The organism is Rhizobium sp. 05N430 (assembly GCF_056396985.1).
On the sequence record NZ_JBFTMO010000023.1, the window covers coordinates 39,282 to 59,577 of the forward strand.

Annotated in this window: 18 protein-coding genes; 6 read left to right on the forward strand and 12 right to left on the reverse strand. The window is 56.6% G+C overall.

The features are described from left to right. Both AC1DJO_RS27730 and folE read right to left on the reverse strand, forming a co-directional pair. On the reverse strand, positions 1 to 1,548 hold the full coding sequence (locus AC1DJO_RS27730; RefSeq protein WP_112444604.1) for a cryptochrome/photolyase family protein: 1,548 nt from the start codon (positions 1,546 to 1,548) through the stop codon (positions 1 to 3). A gap of 4 nt (positions 1,549 to 1,552) precedes the next feature. Continuing rightward, positions 1,553 to 2,155 (reverse strand): GTP cyclohydrolase I FolE, encoded by a 603-nt coding sequence (gene folE / locus AC1DJO_RS27735; RefSeq protein ID WP_112390627.1) that lies wholly within the window; start codon positions 2,153 to 2,155, stop codon positions 1,553 to 1,555. A gap of 236 nt (positions 2,156 to 2,391) precedes the next feature. Between folE and AC1DJO_RS27740 the strand changes: the two genes are divergently transcribed. The 3 genes from AC1DJO_RS27740 to AC1DJO_RS27750 all read left to right on the forward strand — a co-directional run bounded on the left by AC1DJO_RS27740 (position 2,392) and on the right by AC1DJO_RS27750 (position 4,262). After that, positions 2,392 to 2,913, forward strand: coding sequence for a sigma-70 family RNA polymerase sigma factor (locus tag AC1DJO_RS27740; protein WP_442208325.1), 522 nt, complete (start codon positions 2,392 to 2,394; stop codon positions 2,911 to 2,913). Continuing rightward, entirely contained in the window at positions 2,886 to 3,572 is a 687-nt protein-coding gene (locus tag AC1DJO_RS27745; protein ID WP_442208324.1) for a ChrR family anti-sigma-E factor, read from the forward strand. The genes AC1DJO_RS27740 and AC1DJO_RS27745 overlap by 28 nt, the downstream gene beginning before the upstream one ends. A gap of 135 nt (positions 3,573 to 3,707) precedes the next feature. Then, entirely contained in the window at positions 3,708 to 4,262 is a 555-nt protein-coding gene (locus AC1DJO_RS27750) for a fasciclin domain-containing protein (RefSeq protein ID WP_112390625.1), read from the forward strand. Positions 4,263 to 4,793: 531 nt separating this feature from the next. Here the strand turns inward: AC1DJO_RS27750 and AC1DJO_RS27755 are convergent. Continuing rightward, positions 4,794 to 7,898, reverse strand: a complete 3,105-nt coding sequence (locus AC1DJO_RS27755) for a hybrid sensor histidine kinase/response regulator (RefSeq protein ID WP_477973928.1) — start codon at positions 7,896 to 7,898, stop codon at positions 4,794 to 4,796. Between the two features lie 162 nt (positions 7,899 to 8,060). Between AC1DJO_RS27755 and AC1DJO_RS27760 the strand changes: the two genes are divergently transcribed. Beyond that, complete coding sequence (locus AC1DJO_RS27760; RefSeq protein WP_112390624.1) at positions 8,061 to 9,062, forward strand: sensor histidine kinase; 1,002 nt, start codon at positions 8,061 to 8,063, stop codon at positions 9,060 to 9,062. A 17-nt stretch (positions 9,063 to 9,079) separates the two neighbouring features. Here the strand turns inward: AC1DJO_RS27760 and AC1DJO_RS27765 are convergent, their stop codons facing one another. The 7 genes from AC1DJO_RS27765 to AC1DJO_RS27795 form a co-directional block, all read right to left on the reverse strand. Next, positions 9,080 to 10,240, reverse strand: coding sequence for a GAF domain-containing protein (locus AC1DJO_RS27765; RefSeq protein ID WP_162698780.1), 1,161 nt, complete (start codon positions 10,238 to 10,240; stop codon positions 9,080 to 9,082). Between the two features lie 195 nt (positions 10,241 to 10,435). Continuing rightward, positions 10,436 to 11,338: a PhnA-like protein gene (locus AC1DJO_RS27770; RefSeq protein WP_112444606.1), complete on the reverse strand. Its 903-nt coding sequence runs from the start codon at positions 11,336 to 11,338 to the stop codon at positions 10,436 to 10,438. 64 nt (positions 11,339 to 11,402) lie between these two features. Further along, positions 11,403 to 11,618 (reverse strand): CsbD family protein, encoded by a 216-nt coding sequence (locus AC1DJO_RS27775; protein ID WP_112390621.1) that lies wholly within the window; start codon positions 11,616 to 11,618, stop codon positions 11,403 to 11,405. Positions 11,619 to 11,741: 123 nt separating this feature from the next. Further along, positions 11,742 to 12,005, reverse strand: a complete 264-nt coding sequence (locus AC1DJO_RS27780) for a BON domain-containing protein (protein ID WP_112390620.1) — start codon at positions 12,003 to 12,005, stop codon at positions 11,742 to 11,744. A 289-nt stretch (positions 12,006 to 12,294) separates the two neighbouring features. Further along, positions 12,295 to 13,803 carry a helix-turn-helix transcriptional regulator gene (locus AC1DJO_RS27785; protein ID WP_112390619.1) on the reverse strand — a complete coding sequence of 503 codons (1,509 nt, stop codon included), beginning with the start codon at positions 13,801 to 13,803 and terminating at the stop codon, positions 12,295 to 12,297. Between the two features lie 38 nt (positions 13,804 to 13,841). Then, positions 13,842 to 16,970 carry a type II toxin-antitoxin system ParD family antitoxin gene (locus AC1DJO_RS27790; RefSeq protein ID WP_112444608.1) on the reverse strand — a complete coding sequence of 1,043 codons (3,129 nt, stop codon included), beginning with the start codon at positions 16,968 to 16,970 and terminating at the stop codon, positions 13,842 to 13,844. Positions 16,971 to 17,303: 333 nt separating this feature from the next. After that, on the reverse strand, positions 17,304 to 17,453 hold the full coding sequence (locus AC1DJO_RS27795; protein WP_162698781.1) for a hypothetical protein: 150 nt from the start codon (positions 17,451 to 17,453) through the stop codon (positions 17,304 to 17,306). A 537-nt stretch (positions 17,454 to 17,990) separates the two neighbouring features. Between AC1DJO_RS27795 and AC1DJO_RS27800 the strand changes: the two genes are divergently transcribed. After that, positions 17,991 to 18,509, forward strand: a complete 519-nt coding sequence (locus AC1DJO_RS27800) for a hypothetical protein (protein ID WP_112390617.1) — start codon at positions 17,991 to 17,993, stop codon at positions 18,507 to 18,509. Positions 18,510 to 18,594: 85 nt separating this feature from the next. Then, on the forward strand, positions 18,595 to 18,792 hold the full coding sequence (locus tag AC1DJO_RS27805; RefSeq protein ID WP_112390616.1) for a DUF2934 domain-containing protein: 198 nt from the start codon (positions 18,595 to 18,597) through the stop codon (positions 18,790 to 18,792). A gap of 411 nt (positions 18,793 to 19,203) precedes the next feature. Here the strand turns inward: AC1DJO_RS27805 and AC1DJO_RS27810 are convergent, their stop codons facing one another. Both AC1DJO_RS27810 and AC1DJO_RS27815 read right to left on the reverse strand, forming a co-directional pair. Then, positions 19,204 to 19,452 carry a DUF6894 family protein gene (locus AC1DJO_RS27810; protein WP_310300624.1) on the reverse strand — a complete coding sequence of 83 codons (249 nt, stop codon included), beginning with the start codon at positions 19,450 to 19,452 and terminating at the stop codon, positions 19,204 to 19,206. A 728-nt stretch (positions 19,453 to 20,180) separates the two neighbouring features. Then, positions 20,181 to 20,296: integrase core domain-containing protein (locus tag AC1DJO_RS27815; RefSeq protein WP_477831473.1), on the reverse strand; the 116-nt coding region annotated here is incomplete at its 5' end.

Below are 20,296 nucleotides of genomic sequence, written 5' to 3' on the forward strand. Positions count from 1 at the left end.
TCAGTAACCTTGGAGAGCCGCTAAAAACCGGGCGGCGGTTTCCACGATGTCGCGGCGCACGGCGCCGTCCATCCGGTCCCAGGTCGCATACTGTCTCGCGAGACGCCTATTGCCCGCCAGCAATCTACGGTTGCGCGAGAGAAAGTCCCAGTAGAGGTGATTGAACGGACAGGCGGCAGGCCCCGTCCGCTCTTTGACATTGAAGCCGCAGCCGTCGCAGTAGTCCGACATTCTTGAAATGTAATTTCCGGAGGCGGCGTACGGCTTCGTGCCTACAATGCCGCCGTCGGCAAACTGGCTCATTCCTATGACGTTGGGCATCTCGACCCATTCATAGGCGTCTGCATAGACCTCGAGATACCATTGATGCACCTGCTTCGGATCGATACCGGCGATCAGCGCGAAGTTGCCAGTGACCATCAGACGCTGGATGTGATGCGCGTAAGCGTTCGACCTGGTTTCCCCGACGACCGTCGCGACGCAATTCATATCTGTCATCCCCGTCCAGTAGAAGTCGGGAAGCGGTCGTGTATTGCCAAAGAAGTTGGCATCGCCGTATCCGGGCATCTTCAACCAATAGATTCCGCGCATATATTCGCGCCAACCTATGATCTGTCTGATGAAACCCTCCACCGCGTTCAGCGGCGCGTTGCCCTCAAAGTATGCCCTTTCTGCCCGTCGGCAAACGTCAAGCGGGTCGACCAGCCCCACATTGATGTAGAAGGACAGGAGCGAGTGATTGAGAACCGGATCTCCTGACAGCATAGCGTCCTGGGTCGCACCAAATTTTGAAAGGTGGACGTCTACGAAATCGTCCGCAATGCGTGACGCGTCTTCAGAGCTAACCGCAAAGCGGAAGTCGCGCAGTTCGCCAAAATTATCGGGAAAGAGCTTGCCGACGAGCTCGATGACCTCGCAAGTTATTGCGTCATTTTCAATCGCACGGCGTTCTGCGCGAAACATGTCCGGGCGCGCGGGCTTTCTGTTTTCTGCATCGAAGTTCCAGCGTCCTCCGACAGGCTGGTCCCCATTCATCAATAGTCCAGTCTTGCGCCGCATCTCGCGGTAGAAGAACTCCATGACGAGGTCCTCGCGCCCTGCAGCCCAGTCGGCGAATTCCGATCGACTGCATATAAACCTGCTATCATCGATCACCTCGATTGGCGCTTCGACAGAGGATTGCGATCGGCTGACCATTTCCAGCACGCGCCATTCGCCAGGCTCGGTCAGTCGAACTCTTGTCGGAGAGAGGTCTGCTATCGCCCGTCGGAGCTCGCCGTCAAATGACCCCGTGTTGCGCGGATCGTCGATCGTGACGTATCGAACGCGGAAACCCTTGTTTTGCAGTTCCTGAGCGAAGTGCCGCATTGCACTGAAAATGAATGCTATCTTCTTCTTGTGATGGCGTACGTATGTTGCCTCGTCCATCACCTCGCACATGAGGATCACATCAGTGTCCGGATCAAACACTTCCAGGCTGGAGATCGAGTGAGACAGCTGGTCGCCGAGAATGAAGACCATCGTGTCGACAGAGGGAGCTTCTCCCATGGCGCTAGCCCCTCAGGTCACTGAAAAAGCGCGCCTGGAGTGATGTGTCCGTTCGCAAAACTCCCCTGAACGTTGTTGTAAGAGTCTTCGATCCGCTTTTTGCGATGCCGCGCATCGACATGCACATGTGCTCAGCCTCGACAAAGACGGCGACACCCTGCGGCTGCAGCCGCTCTTGCGGCGCGTCCGCGATCTGACTGGTCATGCGTTCCTGGATCTGCAGGCGCCGGGCATACAGCTCGACAAGGCGGGCAATTTTGGAAAGACCGACGACACAGTTGCTTGGCACATATGCCACATGCGCGACGCCGCGGAATGGCAGCATGTGATGCTCGCAAAGCGAGTAGAACGGAATATCACGCATGAGCACGGCATCGCTGTAACCACCGACCTCTTCGAATGTCGTACTGGGGAAACTGCCTGGCTGTTCCCGGTACCCGGCGAAGAGTTCCCGGTACGCTCGTGCAACACGCGCAGGGGTGTCGTGAAGGCCTTCCCTTTTGTGGTCGTCGCCTGCCCATGCGAGAAGGATTCGGACCGCATTTTGAGCGTCGTCCACAATCTGAAGATGTGCGTCCTGCCCGGGTGCCATCTCGATCTGATCCATTTTCATATCTCCTTACGCCCGCTGCTACGCGAAGAACTGCCAGTTGGATCGACCGGAGAGTCCGAGATTTTATTGATCCAATGGAGATTGGCGCCGTAACAACCGCAAAAAACGTCCAGAGAGTGGCGACCATGCTTGCAGTAGCGGTTAGGAAGCAATTGCCTCGCGTGCATGCGGGGAATCAGATGATGGAAAAGGCGAGGCCTAAAACAGTTCAGATTAGGATGACAAGACTAATGGCCGCCGTCGCAGAGTTGCGCGACGCGGACGCCTTCGAGGAAATCTACGCTTACATTTTCCCGCGGCTCAGATCGCACATGAGGAAAATGACGAGAGATCCAACGATGGCTGACGAACTGTCGCAGGAGGTGATGCTGTTGGTCTGGCGTAAGGCCTACCAGTACGATCCCAATCGGGCGCAGGTCTCAACATGGATTTTCAGGATTGCTCGAAATCTTTACATCGACTCACTGCGCCGACGCATGCCAGAGTTTGACGAAAATGATCCGGCATTTGTTCGGGAAGCGGACCTCCCTGCAGATCGTCTGCTGGTCAATGCGCAGGACGCAGCGGCACTGACACGCGCTCTTGGTGAGTTGAAGGAAGAGCATCTCGAAGTCTTGCGTCTGTCATATTTCGAGGAAATGCCACATTCGGCGATAGCCTCTGCACTAGGGATCCCGTTGGGGACAGTTAAGTCAAGAATTCGAATGGCCTGTGAGAAATTAAGATGGGTATTGCAGCATACAACCCGATGATCCGACATCATATCGACGATGAGATGCTGATGCGATATGCAGCTGGCAAGCTTAGCGAAGGGTGGAGCGTCGCCGTCGCGACCCATCTCGCTTTGTGCCCTTCATGCCGTAACAGTCTGGGCGTCTATGAAGCGATAGGCGGCCATTTTCTGGAAAGCGAGAAGCCGGACAGCGATGTCGAGGTGGCGCCGAGTTGGGACCAGCTGAAAGCGCGGATTGATGCCGGAGAAAGCGATAAGGTCATCCCGTTCAGGCAGTCTGCTGGTGCTGGAGATACCCTGTTACCGGAACCACTCAGATCCTATGTCGATCACGCGGGTGGACTAGTGTGGCGTCGGCTTGGAGCTGGTGGTGCAGCCCAGATGATCGTTGCTACGGGAGACGAGACGACGACCATGCGGCTGTTGCGAATTCCGAAGGGACAACCTGTGCCAGAGCACACACACACGGGTGTGGAGCTTACGCTAGTGCTTGCTGGTTCGTTCTCCGACGAGATTTCCACATTCCGCCGTGGAGACGTCGAGATGGCGGACACGGAAATTCTTCACACACCCCGCGCCGGGGATGATGAGAATTGTATTTGTCTCGCTGTCACAGATGCGCCGCTGAGATTTTCCAGCAAGCTTATGCGGTTTCTCCAGCCTTTGTTGAAAATCTGACGGCGCGGAACAGTTACGGGCGGCCATCACGCAACGGTTTTTATTCCGCTTGTGTGGCAACTATTTTCGATCCAGCCGGATTCCGCCTCGTAAACGTTGATGCCTGTAACGGCATCATTATCAGAGGAGAAACCCATGGAGAGCACGACCAAAGCACTGTTCGTCGGCGCGTCACTGATCCTTGCCGCTGGCGTAGCACAGGCTAAGAACCCCGAGGTCGGCGGGGCGGCCATGTACGAAAACAAGAACATCGTTGAAAACGCGGCTAACTCCAAGGACCATACGACCTTGGTGGCTGCTGTCAAAGCGGCTGGGCTGGTAAAGACGTTGGAAGGCAAGGGGCCGTTCACGGTTTTCGCTCCCACCAATGAAGCGTTTGACGCACTTCCGAAAGGTACAGTTGACACTCTGCTGAAGCCCGAAAACAAGGACAAGCTTGCGAAGATCTTGACCTGTCACGTCGTCGCCGCCGACGTTATGTCGAAGGCGCTGTCTGAAATGATCAAGAAGGACGGCGGCGAGCACGATATCAAGACAGTAGGAGGATGCGTTCTTAAGGCAAAGGCTTCAATGGGCAAGATCACGCTCACAGACGAGTCGGGAGGCGTTGCTGACGTCACGATTGCTGACGTAAAGCAGTCGAACGGTGTCATCCACGTCGTGGACAAGGTACTGCTCCCCAAAAGCTGAGCAGAGCGCGAGGGCGCATTGGAAGGCGCCCTCGCAACCTTTTATCGCTGTGACTGAGCGAGATTCCGGTCCGCCCTTTGCTGGGAGGCTTTACACGCTACAGCCTTGGCGTGTTTCAAGGACGATCGCGCTGATCGACGCAGGTTTCAACGTGATCAAGGCTGGATATGTACTGGAGGCGGTTCGTACCCTCGGTGTGACGCCGTACATCAGGGAAGTGTTCACGGATGCCGATATGCCGGGCTCTGAAGACAGCCTTGATCTTGCCAGACATATGCGAGCGGGTGGCCACCGGTCGCAATCCTAGTCACGTCAGGCGATCGGCGAGTTTCGCAAAGTGACTTGCCAACTGATGGCCGATTTCTCATGAAACCTTACAGCTCAGCGGAAGCTCTAGCCAATCTGACTGAAGTAAGAAATGATGGCACCATACCGTCGCACGGACACCGCCTTCGTGTCGGGCCGACTACGCGATTTTGATTTGATCCTACATAGGTGCAAACTCGTATGCCACCAAGCAGTATAAGGTTGTCATTTCCGAGAGCGCGCCTGGGCGAGAATAGCCTTCAGTTGCTCCAGTGCGAACGGTTTGGGCAGCTGAAGCGCGTCCTCCAAGCCCGAAATGGACTTCGCATTGCTATCGCCGCTGGCAAAAACGATCTGCACTTCCGGCCGACGCTCCCGTATCGTTCGGGCCAAGTCGGTACCCGACATACCCGGCAATCCGACATCGGTAAATAGGACATCGATCGTTTCTGTTTCAAATATCGAAAGCGCAACTTCCGCCGAACTTGCCTCAAGGACCGTGTAGCCCAGTTCTTCGACCATATCGACCGTCGACATCAGGATGAGCGGCTCATCCTCAACCACGAGGACCGTCCCGGTTTCGCTAGCTATCGGTTCGCTAGCCTGATCTTGACGGTTAAGACGCTCCAACGCGATCCGGTGTTGCTGTGCATTGGCGAGGACATGCCGCACTTTGCGCGCCAGTGCCTCGCGCGTGTACGGCTTGGACAGGAGCTCGACTCCGGCGTCCAGCCTGCCGCCGTGGACGATCGAATTCTCTGTATAGCCCGAGGTGTAGAGGACTGCCATACCCGGAAGAAGCGCCTTTGCCTTTCGGGCGAGCTCTACGCTGCGCATGGGTCCTGGCATCACTACATCGGTAAACAAAAGGTCGATTTTCATGCCGCTGTTCACAATAGCGAACGCCGACTGTGCGTCATGGGCCTTGAGGACGCGGTACCCCAGGTCGCTAAGCAGCGCCACCGAAGTATCACGAACACCGTCGTCATCTTCGACGACAAGAACGGTCTCCGTGCCTCCGGTAGGCGGGATTGCGCTCGCATCTGTCAGCGTGTCCTCGACTTGCATCGTGCGTGGCATATAGAGCTTCATAGTGGTCCCATGGCCCACTTCGCTGTAGATTTTCAAATGCCCCCCGGACTGCTTCAAAAAGCCATAGACCATTGAAAGTCCCAGACCGGTCCCCTTGCCGTCCGACTTCGTGCTGAAAAATGGTTCGAGCACATGATCTATTATCTCGGGCGAAATGCCGGATCCGGTATCGGTTACCGCAACCAGGACGTACTGTCCTGGCCGCACGTCATCGTGTGCGCGCGCGTAGTCCTCATCGAGGACGGAGTTTGCCGTCTCGATCGTCAAACGCCCTCGGCCACCCATTGCGTCTCGTGCGTTGATCGCCAGGTTTAGTATTGCATTCTCCAGCTGGCTGGGATCGATCAGACTGTTCCAAAGGCCGCCTGAGACAATTGTTTCGAGTTCGATTTCTTCACCCAGCGCCCTCCGCAGCATGTCGTCCATGTTCTGAACCAATCTGCGAACATTGATAACCTTCGGCTCCAGCGGCTGTCGCCGGCCAAATGCGAGAAGCTGCGACGCAAGTTTTGCGCCTCGCTCGACACCGGCCAGCGCATTTTCGAGCCGCTGTAAAGCACGAGGATTGCCGTCTACATCCTTCGACAGCAGCTGGAGATTGCCACTCACGACTTGGAGAAGATTGTTGAAATCATGTGCGACGCCGCCTGTGAGATTGCCCAGCGCCTCCATTTTCTGTGCCTGTCTCAACGCGACCTGTGCATTCTCGCGTTCGACCGTTTCTTTTTCGAGATCGAGAAGAGCGGTCCTCAGCTCCTGGGTGCGCTGCTCAACCCTTTGCTCAAGGGTGTTATTGAGGCTGTGGAGCTGCTCCTCGGCGCGTTTCTGGTGCGTGACATCGAAGCCATCGACAAAAATTCCGGTGACCAGCCCGTCGTGATCGAATATTGGCTGGTAGATCAGGTTCATGAACCGCTGGTCCGGTTTCTCGCCCTCACGCTGTAGCAAGACCGGGAGATAACGGCCGATGTACGGCCTCCCTGTCTTGTAAACACCGTCTAGTAATTCGAAAAAGCCTTGACCGGCAACTTCCGGCAAGGCGTCTCTCACCTTTAAGCCCACGAGCGGTCTGTGTCCTACGAGTTGTAGGTAGGCATCGTTGGCGAGCTCGAATACGTGATCAGGGCCGCTCAAAATACACATGAAGCTCGGGGCTTGCTGAAACAAACCGCGCATGCGATCCCGTTCAGTGGTGCGAAGTTCGACTTCCGAGGCAAGCTGGCGGTTCAGCTGTTCAAGGGCAGCGGCCGCCCTTTCCCGCATTTCTGCCGCTTCGGCCAAAGCCGCCGCCCGCCGCCGCTCTGTTTCGAAAGCTTCCGCACTCGCCAAGCGAGACGTTATCTGGCCGGCGATCAATTTCAAGAAGTCGAGATATTCGTCGGTTGCAATTCGATGCGGATTAAGTCCGCTGATCAGGATCCCCTTTGGACCGTTGTTGCCCTGTCCGATCAGCGGCAGGACCATGGCCTGAGACGGCGGCTTGTGCCATGGTCCAGAGGGGACATTGCTGATCGCCGAAAGGTCCACCATCTCGGCGACCTGTTTCGTCCAGGCTTGCTCAGGGTTCCAGATGTCACTGCCGCGATTTATACACGCGGGCAAAAGACCGTCGCCGTCGGTCGTGCCACAAACCCATTGCCGTATCGCATTTCCATCTGCGTCGAAAATATAAAGCGCGCTGAAAGGGAGGTCACGCAGGTTCTCCGATACGGTGCAATGCGAGGCCGTGAAGACCTCATCTTGCGTGTTCGCAGCCGCAAGCCCGGAAGCGAGTGCACGCATTGTCGACATACGACGTTCGCTGATAACCCTCTCGGTCTCTTCCGTAACAGCGCAAAAGACGCCCTCCACCTTGCCGCTATCGCCAATGAGCGGACTGTAGGAGAATGTGTGGTAGGTCTCCTCGGTGTAGCCGTTGCGCTCCAGCAGGAGAGGAAGCGCCTTGTCCCATGTTGACTGGCCGTCCTTGTAAACTGTGTCGAGGCGTCCTTCGATATCGTTCCAGATTTCCGACCAGAGGATCTTTGTCGGGACGGCGAGTGCATTCGGATGCTTGTTCCCAAGTGTCGGCCGGTAGGCATCGTTGTAGAAGAATGCGATGTCTGGCCCCCATCCGAGCCACATTTCAAACTTGGATGTCAGCAGGAGCCGTATGGCGACCTTGAGCGCTTCCGGCCATTTGTCCGGCAGGCCGAGTGAGCTGCTCGCCCAGTCGTGACGACGCATCATCTGGGCCATCTCGCCGTTGCCAACGAAAATATCGTGCAATTGATTGGAGGCTTGTACGTTCATAGCATTTCCATCGCAGGGTCGCAGACGCCACTTAGGCTATTGATAACACTTGTCCAGCCCGCTAGTTCTGGATCGGGGCGAGTTTTTGCATCTGGTGGAAAATTTACGATGAGCCAAGCGAAATCACAGCCAGATTGGAGCGCCGACGAGCTTAGGCGCGCTGTCAAGTCTGCCGGCGTGGCGCTGTGGACCTGGATTGTCGATGACGACGCATTCTTCATGGACGCGAAGGCATACGAGCTGTGGGATATCCCTGTCGAGGAAGACCTGACCTTCGAGCATCTATCCGCTAAGGTGCATCCTGCGGATCGGGACCGGGTAAGGGCGGCGTTCGTCGCGACCCGAGCCATTGATGGTGCCTTCGAGATCGATTTCCGTATCCTGACCGGTGGATCGGATGTCAGGTGGATTTCCGCGCGAGGCCAGGGCAATGAAGGGGATGCAGCGACCAACAAGATGACCGGAATTTTCCTCGACGTGACAGGCCGCAAACAGGCGGAGGAAGGTCACGAACTGCTCGCTGGAGAGATGAGCCATCGCGTCAAAAACCTGTTGGCGCTGGCGGCAGGTCTTACAAACATCACGTCCCGCTCGACGGAAACGAAGGAGGAAATGGTTCTGCAGTTGATGCAGCGCCTGACGGCACTCGGCCGGGCCCATGAACTCGTGCGCCCGCTAGCGGACGGGCAGGGGAGCGCCGCCTTGCTGGGCGATCTGTTCACTGTGCTGCTCGCGCCTTATGACGACGTAGGTGCCTTTGCCGGTCGCATCCGCGTGGCGGTGCCGCGTATGGGGTTGGGGGAAAGGGCGGCGACAAGCCTCGCCCTCGTCATCCATGAACTGGCGACAAATTCGCTGAAGTACGGCGCATTGTCGAATGACACGGGGTTGCTCGATATCTCCGGGACGCTGAGTGAGGAAGATCTCGAGATCGTCTGGAGCGAGCATCGGGAGAGTGGGGTCAACACTGGTTCGACCACAGAAGGATATGGCAGCAAGCTTTTACAGCGCACCATCTCTGGACAGCTGGGCGGTGCGATCGACTACGAATGGGTTGAACACGGTTTGGTGGTGACGTTGCGCCTCAAGGCAAGCCGACTTGCCGGGTGAGTTCGCCTGCCCAGAAACTACCTGCCGATGGCCGATAGCGGAATTTCGAGGGCGACCAACAAACCATCGCTCGCGAAATCTCGCGTGATCGTTCCCATGAGCTGCGCTTCCACGGTCCGGGCCACCATTCTGGTCCCGAAACCTTTCCTCGACGGGTTTTGCGTGATCGGTGGCCCGCCGATTTCCCGCCAAGTGATCTTTAACGTGTCACCTAAGCTGTTACATTCCAAATGGATGTAGCCATCGCCAGTCGATAGTGCGCCATACTTGGCTGCATTAGTTGCAAGTTCGTGGATTACCAATGCGAGGGCAGCCGCGGTCTTCTCGCCGACGGTGATGCTCTGGCAAGAGACGATAGCCTGCTTTTCATCTCGTTTGAAAGGCGCTAGCAAGGCTTCCATCAAGCCCGCGAGACCGCATGCAACACCGGTCCCATCAGGCCTCGAATCGATGATGAAATCGTTGGCTCTGCTCAGCGCCTGTATCCGTCCAGTGACGCTGCGCACAAATCCATCTAGATTGCTCTCGGTCCTCGACGAGACGAGGAGCAGGCTGGATATGACCGAGAAGATATTCTTGATACGATGCGCCAACTCGCCCTGGATCAGAAGACGCTGCTCATCGAACTGCGCCAGTCTTGCGACGCGTTCTCGCAGGGAAATTTGCTCTTCCACCAGTTTGGCAAAATCAGCGAGTATCTCTTGCTCACGAGCCGTCCATTTGTGCGGCTCGGCATCAATGGCGCAAAGCGAACCCAGGACATGACCATCTTGGTCCAGAAGCGGGATGCCAAGGTACGCGCGCACGTTCAGATCCGGAATAGCAAGATTGTCGCAAACAAGAGGGTCGAGTGTTGAATCTTCGATAACGAGGGGAGCAGCTCTTGCAACGACATGCTGGCAAAACGAATGTGTCAGAGGTGTTTCTCGATCGGTCTTCCAGGGTTCAGGAAGACCAAACGAACTCTTGAAGAACTGCCTCTTTGTGTCGACCAATGAAACGAGCGCCACCGGGACCGACAAGGTCGCAGCAACGAGCCGTGTCAAGCGATCGAAGCGTTCCTCTGGCCCACTGTCCATCAATTCGGTCTGATAGAGCGCGTTAAGTCGGTCTGGTCCGATGTCCAACGAGGTTGGGACGGTATCGTGGTTTGACAGGGTGTCGTGAGTTCGGGTCAAGTCGCATCCTTGCATCGTCGAAACCGATGGTCACCGTATTGAAGACAGGTTCTTCAGTTCCTGTAGCCAACTAGACACCCCTCACGTCGGAAGCAAGTCAAAAGGCTGGAAACGAAGTCGGACAGCTTGGTAAAATGCTGAATGGCGCCGATCGATTTCAAGCTGGCGCCATTCTCATAGCTTACTGATCTGAGTTTACCGGTGCTCGATTGCCGCACACAAAGTTGTTTTCTGAGTTCCTGCGGACCCGCCGATCCAGGCGGCCGCTGCGCCGAGCAGTAACGCAATGAATGCCAGTATCGCGCCGGCGGATACGACCGTGGCTGTCTTCTGCGCCGCTTCGCTCGCCTTCTGCTTTGCCGTGTCCACCGACTGCTTGTACTGCGCCTCATACTGCGCAATCTCGGTCTTTGCCTGATCGACAGGAATGCTCTGCGCCCGCGCTAGAGCCTCGGCAGCCCTATTACGCGCGTTGTCGGCTTTGGCATGGTCGCCTGAAACAACAGCCTGAACGGCGCTCACTGCCGCATCGCGCAGAGCCTGAGGATCGTTGCCGCCCGTTGTGGATCGGATCTGCTGCTCAATGTCCGCGAACGGGTTGCTTGCATTTGCAACAACCGGGGTAGCAGCGGTCACGGCCGTCGTCGCAGTCTGTCCGACGCCGCCGATCAACGACCCAATCCCACTGAATGCGCCGCCGATAACAGCACCAACCGACGTGGTAAGAAGGTATAGTACAACAATTGTCGTGGCCGCCCACGTCGTCAGACCATGATACCCACCTGTAGATCTACTCGGGCGGCCGGAGAGCCGGCTAGACACATATCCACCCACAAAGGATGCGAAGATTCCGGCTGCGACGAACCAGATTGCACTGACAATCGAAAATGTGCTCGCAGCCGGATTGTCAGAGGTTGTGGGGTCTATCACGGCGGCGCCGATCCCGACGCCCAGAAGGTTGAGAAGAAACTGCATCGCGAGTGCAAGAGCGATGCCGGCAAAAATAGCGCCCCACGAAATCTTGTTGAAATAGGCGCCATCAGCAGCGTCGGCATAAGGAATGACTTCGCGGTGGGACACACCAACGGGTTCGATCATCACGATTTTCCTGTGCGGGAAGTGGGAGGGACACAGCCGTCACGGCTGTGTCCTCGTTGGGATGCTAGAGCTTCTTGTTGATGTAATCGGAAGCTGAATTGGCACCCTTCTTGGTTGCGTCCTTGGCGTCGCCCATAGCCTGCTGGGCCTCACCCTTGATTTCCTGAACCTTACCTTCGGCTTGCAGCTTTTCGCTTCCGACGAGCTTGCCGACGCCCTGCTTGATGTTGCCGATGGCTTCATTTGCAAGACCTGATGCTTTATCACCTGTGCTGCTCATAACGTATTCCTTTCGCTTACGTTTTTCCGTTTGCTTAAATTCGCGATGGAACGTTTTGTTCCAACGTAGGTTTGGAGGCGTTTATCTTTTGCATTGAACTGGCAGCGTATCGATCGGCCAGTATCAAATCGACGGTTTCGGCGGGCGCACTTGCAGGTTGCGGATGACCCTGCCCGTCGCGAAGTCGGTAGCGATCGCCACTGCTTCACTCGCGGCCCTCTCTGACGATGCCACGCCGTTGAGCAATATGTCGCCGCCTGCGATTTCGACTTCAATCTGGCAGTCTTCGAGGCCACGCGCGTAAGCTAGCAGGGCGCTGAGTGCTGCACCCGCACCACAGTAATCTGCGGAGATGGTCGCCGTACCTGCATAAAATGGGAAAAGCATCTCAATAACCTCCTGGAAGGATCAGTAACCGAAGCTTGCCAAACGGCGGTTAGCCGTTCGGTGCAGCGCCGCGGCCCGAGGGCCTCGCTGTGTCTTCCTACGGCCCGAATTTTTGCCGACGACTTATCCATCATGCAGCCCTTTTCACCTATGGTGCGTCGATCATCCGACCCCGGCAAAGCCGGTGGCATGACTTTGAAACTAGCGCTGGAGCATGAGAATTTTCAGAGCGAAAAATACTAGATCGCCTAGTATCAAACGACCTTTTTAGCAGGTACACGTCGTAAAATTACTTTTTCTTCTTCTTGTGATCTAAGGCCTTGCCAGTGGCAGCGCCTGTGAAGCCACGTTCTCGCGCCCATATCACTGCTGCCGCGCGGCGATTGACGCCGATCTTTCCATAAAGAGAGGTGACGTGATTGCGGATCGTGTTCCTCGACAGGTGCAGGGTTTGAGCCATATCGGCGTCACTTTGTCCGACGCAGATAAGACCTAAAATCTCGCGCTCCCTGTCACTCAACTCCATCAGTGTCGCCGTGGGCACCGCTGTTGACGCTTGTTTGAGTGTCGCAAGCCGCTCGACGATGGAGCGGCTGAACCATGAAGTGTCCGCCATGACGCTCTCGATCGCTTCGACCAATTGCGTCTCGCTACGCCGGCGCTCGGTCACATCCTGAAGAGCCCAGATCACGCATTGCTCGTCGTTGATCTCGACCCTTTCCGCAGACACAAGACAGTCCGCCATTGCACCGTCTTTTTGCTTCAAGCGTGTCGGCTCGTTACGCACGAAGATGTTGTCACGCAGCTTTTGCTCCAGCGCCCGCCGGGCTGCCACGTCTTCCCAGAGGTGAAGTTCAGCGGCTGTTCGGCCGACGACCTCTGTGAGGCCATATCCCGAAATCTGCAGGAAGGCATCGTTCGCCTCTGTGAAAACGAAATCGGCGAGGCGCGATATGGCGGCCGGCGCAGGCGATAGACGGAAGGATTTCGAAAATCGCTCCTCGCTTTGACGCAGGGCGTTCTGGGCTTTCCTGCGGGCATCGAGGTCCGCAAAGGTAAAAAGCATACACGGCTCTTCGACCACGGAAATCGGCTCGCCGGCGACAATCACAAGCCGGTCACCACCGTCCGGGAGAGGAATTAGCGACTCGCGGTGGCGGATTACCCGCCCTTCGCTGAGCTTCAGAAGCGCGTCATCCCCAGTTTCACAGTTTGAGAACAACCCGACAGCGTCGACAGTCTTGCCGATCACGTCCTCCTTGCTGAAACCCGTCATTTCAAGAAAGCCCTGATTGACGCGAATGAACCGATTGTCCTCCAGGCGGCAGATAAGGCCTGGAGCGGGATTGGCGTTGAAGGACCGTTCGAATCGTTCCTCGGCTTCAAAGCGCGGCGTTTCATCTCGCAAGATCAGCGCGAGCACATCCGCTTTACCCCCGGCGTCGGAGATGACCATGCTCCGAACGGTGTGCACCCAGACCAGATCGAGGTTATCGCTGGGCGAGACTTCGACCGTCATATCGTCGATCGTCTCGCCGGCCAGCAGCCGTTCGAGCGGGTACTGTCCTTCTTCCAGCGGATGGTTGTTGCGATATCGCAAAGTGAATCGACGTCGGTAGCCCGCTGCATCCCTTCCGAGGTCGTCAATTGCCTTTGCACGATGCATGACGATCGCCGCATCATTCGCCCAGGCAATCGCGCCCGCCTGATCAATGAGTATGATGCCATCGCTGAGGCCGCCTATTAGTTCCTGCAGGCTGCCCCGGTTGATGCGTGGAGGCTCGAGTCTGTCGTTCATTAAAGGATCCTTGGACGTCACGCCGCGCGCCGTGAAATCTATTTCGTCGCGTCCACTTCGTCTTCCTGGTCAAGCGACTTGGAGATTGCGTCTCTTGGCAGGATCGCCCGGTTGAGTTGCTCGGCATCGTAGGGCTTGCTGAGAACGACCCCGTCGGAAGCCCGCACGGCCGAGGCGTCACCGGTCGCGAATATGATCCTCGACCAAGGCCGCAAGGTGCGCGCCCGCTCCGCAAGAACCTTGCCCGAGGCGCCTGGAAGGCTGATGTCCGTGACCAGGACGTCGAAGGGAACCGTTTCTAGCGCGGCCATAGCTTCCTCGGCGCTTCCCGCGTCGACCACGATGTGGCCTGCTTCCTTGAGGATATCGGACGTGTTCATCCGGATCAGCGGATCGTCTTCGACCAGGATGATCGTTAGCTGTGCAGATGGTTCGGGCAACGAAGTCTCAGGGGCTTTTGGAGCCGGGGAGGGCGCAGCACCCGACTTTTGTCGCTGATTGTTGATGACGTGCCTGAACTTTTTTGCCAGGGCATCCCGGGTGTACGGCTTCGAAAGAAGCTCGACGCCGGCGTCGAGCTTGCCGCCGTGGACGATGGAATTCTCGGTATATCCCGATGTGAACAGCACGGCGATCTCGGGGAGGCGCTCTTTGGCCTTGCGCGCCAGCTCAGGGCTTTTCAAATTGCCGGGCATGACAACATCCGTGAACAGGATGTCGATGGGTATGCCGCTATCGATCACGTTGAGCGCGCTGGCCGCATCGACCGCCTTCAGCACACGATAGCCGAGGTCTGCAAGGAGGGCGACAACGGTCTCCCGCACCTCTTCGTCATCCTCGACGACGAGGACGGTTTCAGTGCCACCTGCTATCGGGCCGTTGTCGACGTTCACTTCCATGTCTTCGGCCTGGAGGGCTCTGGGAAGATAAAGCTTGATCGTCGTGCCGTGACCGACTTCGGAATAGATCTTAACATGACCGCCTGATTGCTTGACGAAGCCGTAGACCATCGAAAGCCCGAGGCCGGAACCCTTGCCCTCGGCTTTCGTCGAAAAGAACGGTTCGAAAACCTTGTCAATGATCTCCGGCGACATGCCGGTTCCCGTATCTGTGACGGCCAGCAGCACGTATTGACCGGGCGTTACTTCATCGTGCGTTCGCGCATAAAGCTCGTCGAGATGCGCGTTTGACAGTTCGATGGTGAGCTTGCCCTGGCCGTCCATCGCATCACGCGCATTGATGGCGAGGTTGAGGAGCGCATTCTCGATCTGGGCAGGATCGATAAACGTGTTCCACAGCCCACCCGCCACGACGGTTTCGACCTCGACAGCCTCGCCAATCGCCCGGCGCAGCATGTCGTCCATGCCTTGTACGAAGCGGCTGATGTTCACGACCTTGGGCTCAAGTGCCTGACGCCGACCAAAGGCAAGGAGCTGGCTTGCGAGCTTGGCGCCGCGGCTGACACCCGCCATTGCGTTCGACACGCGTTTCTCGGCACGCTCATTGCCGGCGATGTCTTTCGCAAGCAGTGCAAGATTTCCCGATACCACCTGCAGCAAATTGTTGAAGTCGTGAGCCACGCCGCCCGTCAGTTTGCCAACGGTCTCCATCTTCTGAGATTGCGCAAGCTTGACTTCCGCCTGCCGGCGCTCGGCGATTTCCGCGATAACGCGGGCCTCAAGCGTTTCGTTCAGCTGCCGTAGTTGATCCTCAGCTCGTTCGCGATGCCGGACCTGCTGCGCCAATGTATCTGCCTGCTCCCGCAGCGCAGCTTCGGCTGCCCTTTGATGCGTGATGTCGGTGTGCACGCCGACCCATTCGACGATCTCGCCGGTCTTGTCGAGAATAGGCAGGGCGCGTACCGCAAACTGGCGCCAAGCGCCATCATGCCTGCGCACCCGGTGCTCGTATAAAAACATGGTCTTCGTCGCGACCGCCCGCTGCCAGGCCTCCACACTTCCAGCAGAATCGTCCGGGTGGACCGCCCTCGACCAGCCGTATCCCTGATACTCATCCTGCGTCTGCCCGGTGAGGGCGGCCCATCCGGGTTGTTCCCCGACCATGCGGCCATCGGCGCTATTGGTCCATAGGATCCCGTGGACCGCGTCCATGGCGGTGCGGAAGCGCCCATTGCTGAATGCGATGGCGGCCTCGCGGGTCGCACGCTCCTCCACATCGATGCCGAGAATATGGACGCCCGGTATCGAACCATCGGGCTCGACATGCGGTACATACCGCACTTCCAGGCGCCGCACTGTACCGTCGGCACGCGGCATAGTCGTTTCAGCTGAAAATGTCTCGCCCGATAATCCACGATCGATCGAGGCTTTTCGGTCGGCGTAAGCCTGCTTGCCTATCATACTTTCTACGTGCTGTCCGACCATCGACTGAGGATCGATATCAAACCAGTCTCGGTAAGCGGCGTTTGCAAAGCGATAGATGTGGTCGCGATCCACGTAGGAGATCAGCATTGGAACGGCGTCTGTGACCCGACGCAGCTCGGCCTCGCGTGCAGCAAGCTTGGTCTCCGCGGTAACCTTCGCACTGTTATCGACGATCGTGCACATAACCCCGCCCACCGAACCGTTTGCGTCGTAGACAGGCGTGTAGAACAGGTCGAGCATCATTGTCTGAGGACCATCCGGTCGTTGAAAAACGATCGGTTGATCACGATGAACCACGGTTTTGCCGTTCAGGCCGACTTGCAGAATCGCCTGGTTCCAGTCCCAGACCTCGGGAAAGGCGGTTGCAACGGGCGTGCCCAATGCCATCGGATGACGCTCCCCTGCGATCTCCCGGTAGGCATCGTTGTAAAGCATGATGTGATCAGCGCCCCACATGAGCACCTTGGCGACCGGTGAATTTACAATATTGGCGACTGTCGCCCGTAATTCCGCAGACCATTCCTCAACCGCACCAAGGATATGATTGGCCCAGTTCTTGGATCGGATGAGGTTGCCACATTCCCCGCCGCCAATGGGCCAGCCGGTAGCAGGGGTTGGCTTCGGCTTTCCATCCACGTCCCTAAGGGCGCGAAGGCCCGCGCGCACGACCTCGCTGGCATTGGCAAAGTTGCCGGATGCGAGACATTGGTTGATGAAACCCTCAAGTTCGGGCGTAAGTGAAACGTTGCGGGATTGACGATTGATCATGGCTGTACGTGCCATTGCGAACTGACTGTGTCAACTGATGTCACGGTCCAGGAAATTTTGCGGATTGGTATAAAACTGACTTGCCAGATCCCCGCTCTATAGGGCTGATTTAGGAGCGATTTCCTGGAGCAGCGGGATGACTGGCACCTGACCGATAGCCGAACAAATCGCCCTCTCCATCCAGTCCATCACCGGACTTCCGAGACCACCGTACCGATCAATATCAGACCCGCTATACCAACGTAGATGCTCCACAGGACAGCTATAACCCGTGGATTCGTCTTCGCTCTTAATATGCGGCCATCTATTGGAGCATGGCGTGCTGAGACGTCTTTGAACCTAGACATTTTACGTTTTCGGCCCGTCTTTCGAAGGTTTTTCTCTGGCGTCTCGCAAGCCTTTTTCTGCCTGGTCCTTCAATTTCTCACGGGCTTCATCCGCCGTGTTGGGGTCGGTTCGTGCCGCGTCGCTGGTCGGGTCGGGGTTCTTATAGGTCATAGCTTCATCCTCGTTGCACAGCGAACAACCAAGGGGCGGTATAGTTCCCTCAGTTTCATCGCCTATTCTGGCACGGCGTTGACAAGGCTGCGTAGGTGTCGCTCGCGTTGGTTTGAAGCAAGACTGCGGTCACTACGTCCTATCGTACGAAGCGATGAAATCGTTATGCACTGAATCATGAGCGTATGGTCGGCATGGAACCGGAACCCTCAACTTTGGAACGTCCAGCCCCACCATACATGGCGCTGTGAGCGAGGATCATGCCGGGGCTTGGAAGATCGTAGACACGACGACGGGACTTCCAGCGGCAACCAACGGCAGAGATTTCGTTCAACTGAGCAAGGTCGATGCGAAGGAGCTAGCCGACGAGTTGAACGCGTGCGATGCCCAAGGAAATGCAGACCCGCTCCTGTAGAAATTCGCAGGTGGAGTCTTCTGCAGGGAACAAAGACGTGGTGAGAAGGTTTGCGTTCATACCTTCCTCTGTTACCAGCACATGCCGACCTAGCATCGGACGCGGTACGAAAGAGAATTTCCATGCATCGACACCTCACCCAGTCCTTAGCGACTGCGATCACACTGCTCGTCCTTTTGTCAGGCAGTGTTGCCCATGCCGATGAGGCGCCCTTTTTGAAATCTCTTTCTGGAAACTGGAGCGGCAAAGGAACCGTCAAGGTGCGTGTCAACGCCCCGACCATAAATGTCACCTGCCGCTTCAGGTCCGACACCAGCACCAATTCATTAGCCCTCGGTGGCAAGTGCACCAGCCTTGCCATCTTCTCGCGGGTCATATCCGCAAACCTCAAGGCGAACGGTGGCCGTTACTCCGGCTCTTATGTCGGCGCGGGCACGGGAACGGCCGGTCTCGGTGGGCAACGTTCTGGCGACACCATCAACCTCGGCATCACCTGGGCGAAGGAGGTTAACGGCGACAGGAAAGCGCAGATGACTATCGAAAAAATCGGCTCATCCGGAATGCGTCTTACCACCATTGATACGGATTCGAAGACAGGCAAGCCGGTCATAACCAGCCGAATTGAGCTTCGCCGAAACTGAGGCTCGAGAAAGCTTTTGTCATGAGCCCTCGAACGCGCCGCACGCCGCAAGACGACTTCATCAAGTTCAACATAAGGAACACGCCATGCAGCGGTCCCATGACGATCAGCTTCGAGCTCGCGCCTATGCCATATGGGAGCGCGAGGGGTGCCCCACCGGAAAAGCTCTGGAGCACTGGGCTCTTGCGATAAAAGAGATGGCCGGCCAAGCTGCTCCATCTCTTGATCAAGGGTCCTGGCGCACTCCCCAGGAAGATGGTCCCCAGGCAGACGGGAAATCCTGAGACTTTCTTCTGGCCAGCGACGCGTGAGAGGCTAGTCCGTCATGCCGTGTCAGCGCTGTGTTGTTTTTTCCAGCCGGCAAGGAGAAACTTGTAGAGGTTTCTACCGCGCGTCTTGACCCCCATCGTGATGTCTGTAACGAAAGGGAAGTGCCGCGAAGCCTTCGCCGCATATCGCTCTGCTGCCGGCCACGGAGAACGCGCCGCCGATCTGGCGGACTCATAAGATCATAGATGGGCTTCTTCATCTCTGAGAGAGTAAACCTCAATTTCCGCGAACCAGTAGTGCCGTGCAATGTTTCGACTGTTCCGGATGAAGTGGTAGGCAGCAGGAGGTTTCGCGACGTAGGGTAGGGGAGTGGCAAGCCTTACCTAGCGCCGCGAAACAAAAGCCGCCTTTTCGGTAAACCGTAGTCATTTCACCACTGCCATTAATGGCACTTCACCGACGACCTCACCGCGCTCGTCGCGGATCACAAATGTCATGCCGTCAATCGGCACTGCATGGCGAACGTACTCAGCCACCATGTCACGAGCTGCAGCAAGCGCTTCACTGTGGGCGGCATCAGATGAAGGCAAGTCTATGCCCTCAACGTCTTCTTCGAGGTTATCACCCTCCCGAATATCAAAATAATACCTCATCGCGTTGGAATGCAAACCCAAACAGAATAGTTCCGCGTTTTCAGTGGTTCGCACGCTATAGGACAGAAACCCTATCGGTAATTGCGCGTTAAGGTTCGTGAGCAAACAGTAATATGCCTACTCATGGAGGAGTCGATGTTAGCAAGTCACCTCGTAGATCATTTGAACGCAGCGAAGAAACTCGCGCAGTTAACGAACCAACCGTTTGTCGTCTACCTGATCCAAATGGCAATTGATGCAGCGATACGAGCGAGCCGCAAAGCGGCCTAAGTTCGCACGGCGATTGGGTGATTAAGGAAGCCACTGCCGCCTGTGATGACCCCATCAGAGAACTGTCGCGGCGACAGTCGTGGGGCTCTCTTCTTTAAAGGACCGTCCGCCGCAGGCTCGGTTGGTTCAGGGCTAACAGCGGACGATCCCATACGATGGCAGTGACACTCATCGTATTTCAACTTAGTTCAGGTCATCAGCGGGCTTTTGTAGAGCGCACAATGACCTCTAAACAAATGTCGCAATCGGTCTATATGCACGGTAACGGACAAAACGGTGGAGGGAAAGCTCTAGTTCCGAGAAGTTGAGAGCAGCTGCACTGCAAAGTGTGCAGTTGCTAATGCATCTAAGGGATTACCATGAACGTATCATGGATATGGACGGAACCTACGTTAGGTAAGTCAAAGAATCCAATGATCTTTTTTGATTGGCACGGTATAATTCTATTGGAGTGCCCCCCATTTCGCCGGACAGCTCAGCTATTGAGACAATGCTTTGATGAACTCCCTTGGGGAGGCCATTTTGAGCGCTGAGTGTGGATGGATTTCATTATAGTCTTCAATCCATCCGTCGATCTTCCGGAGAGCTGTGTCGG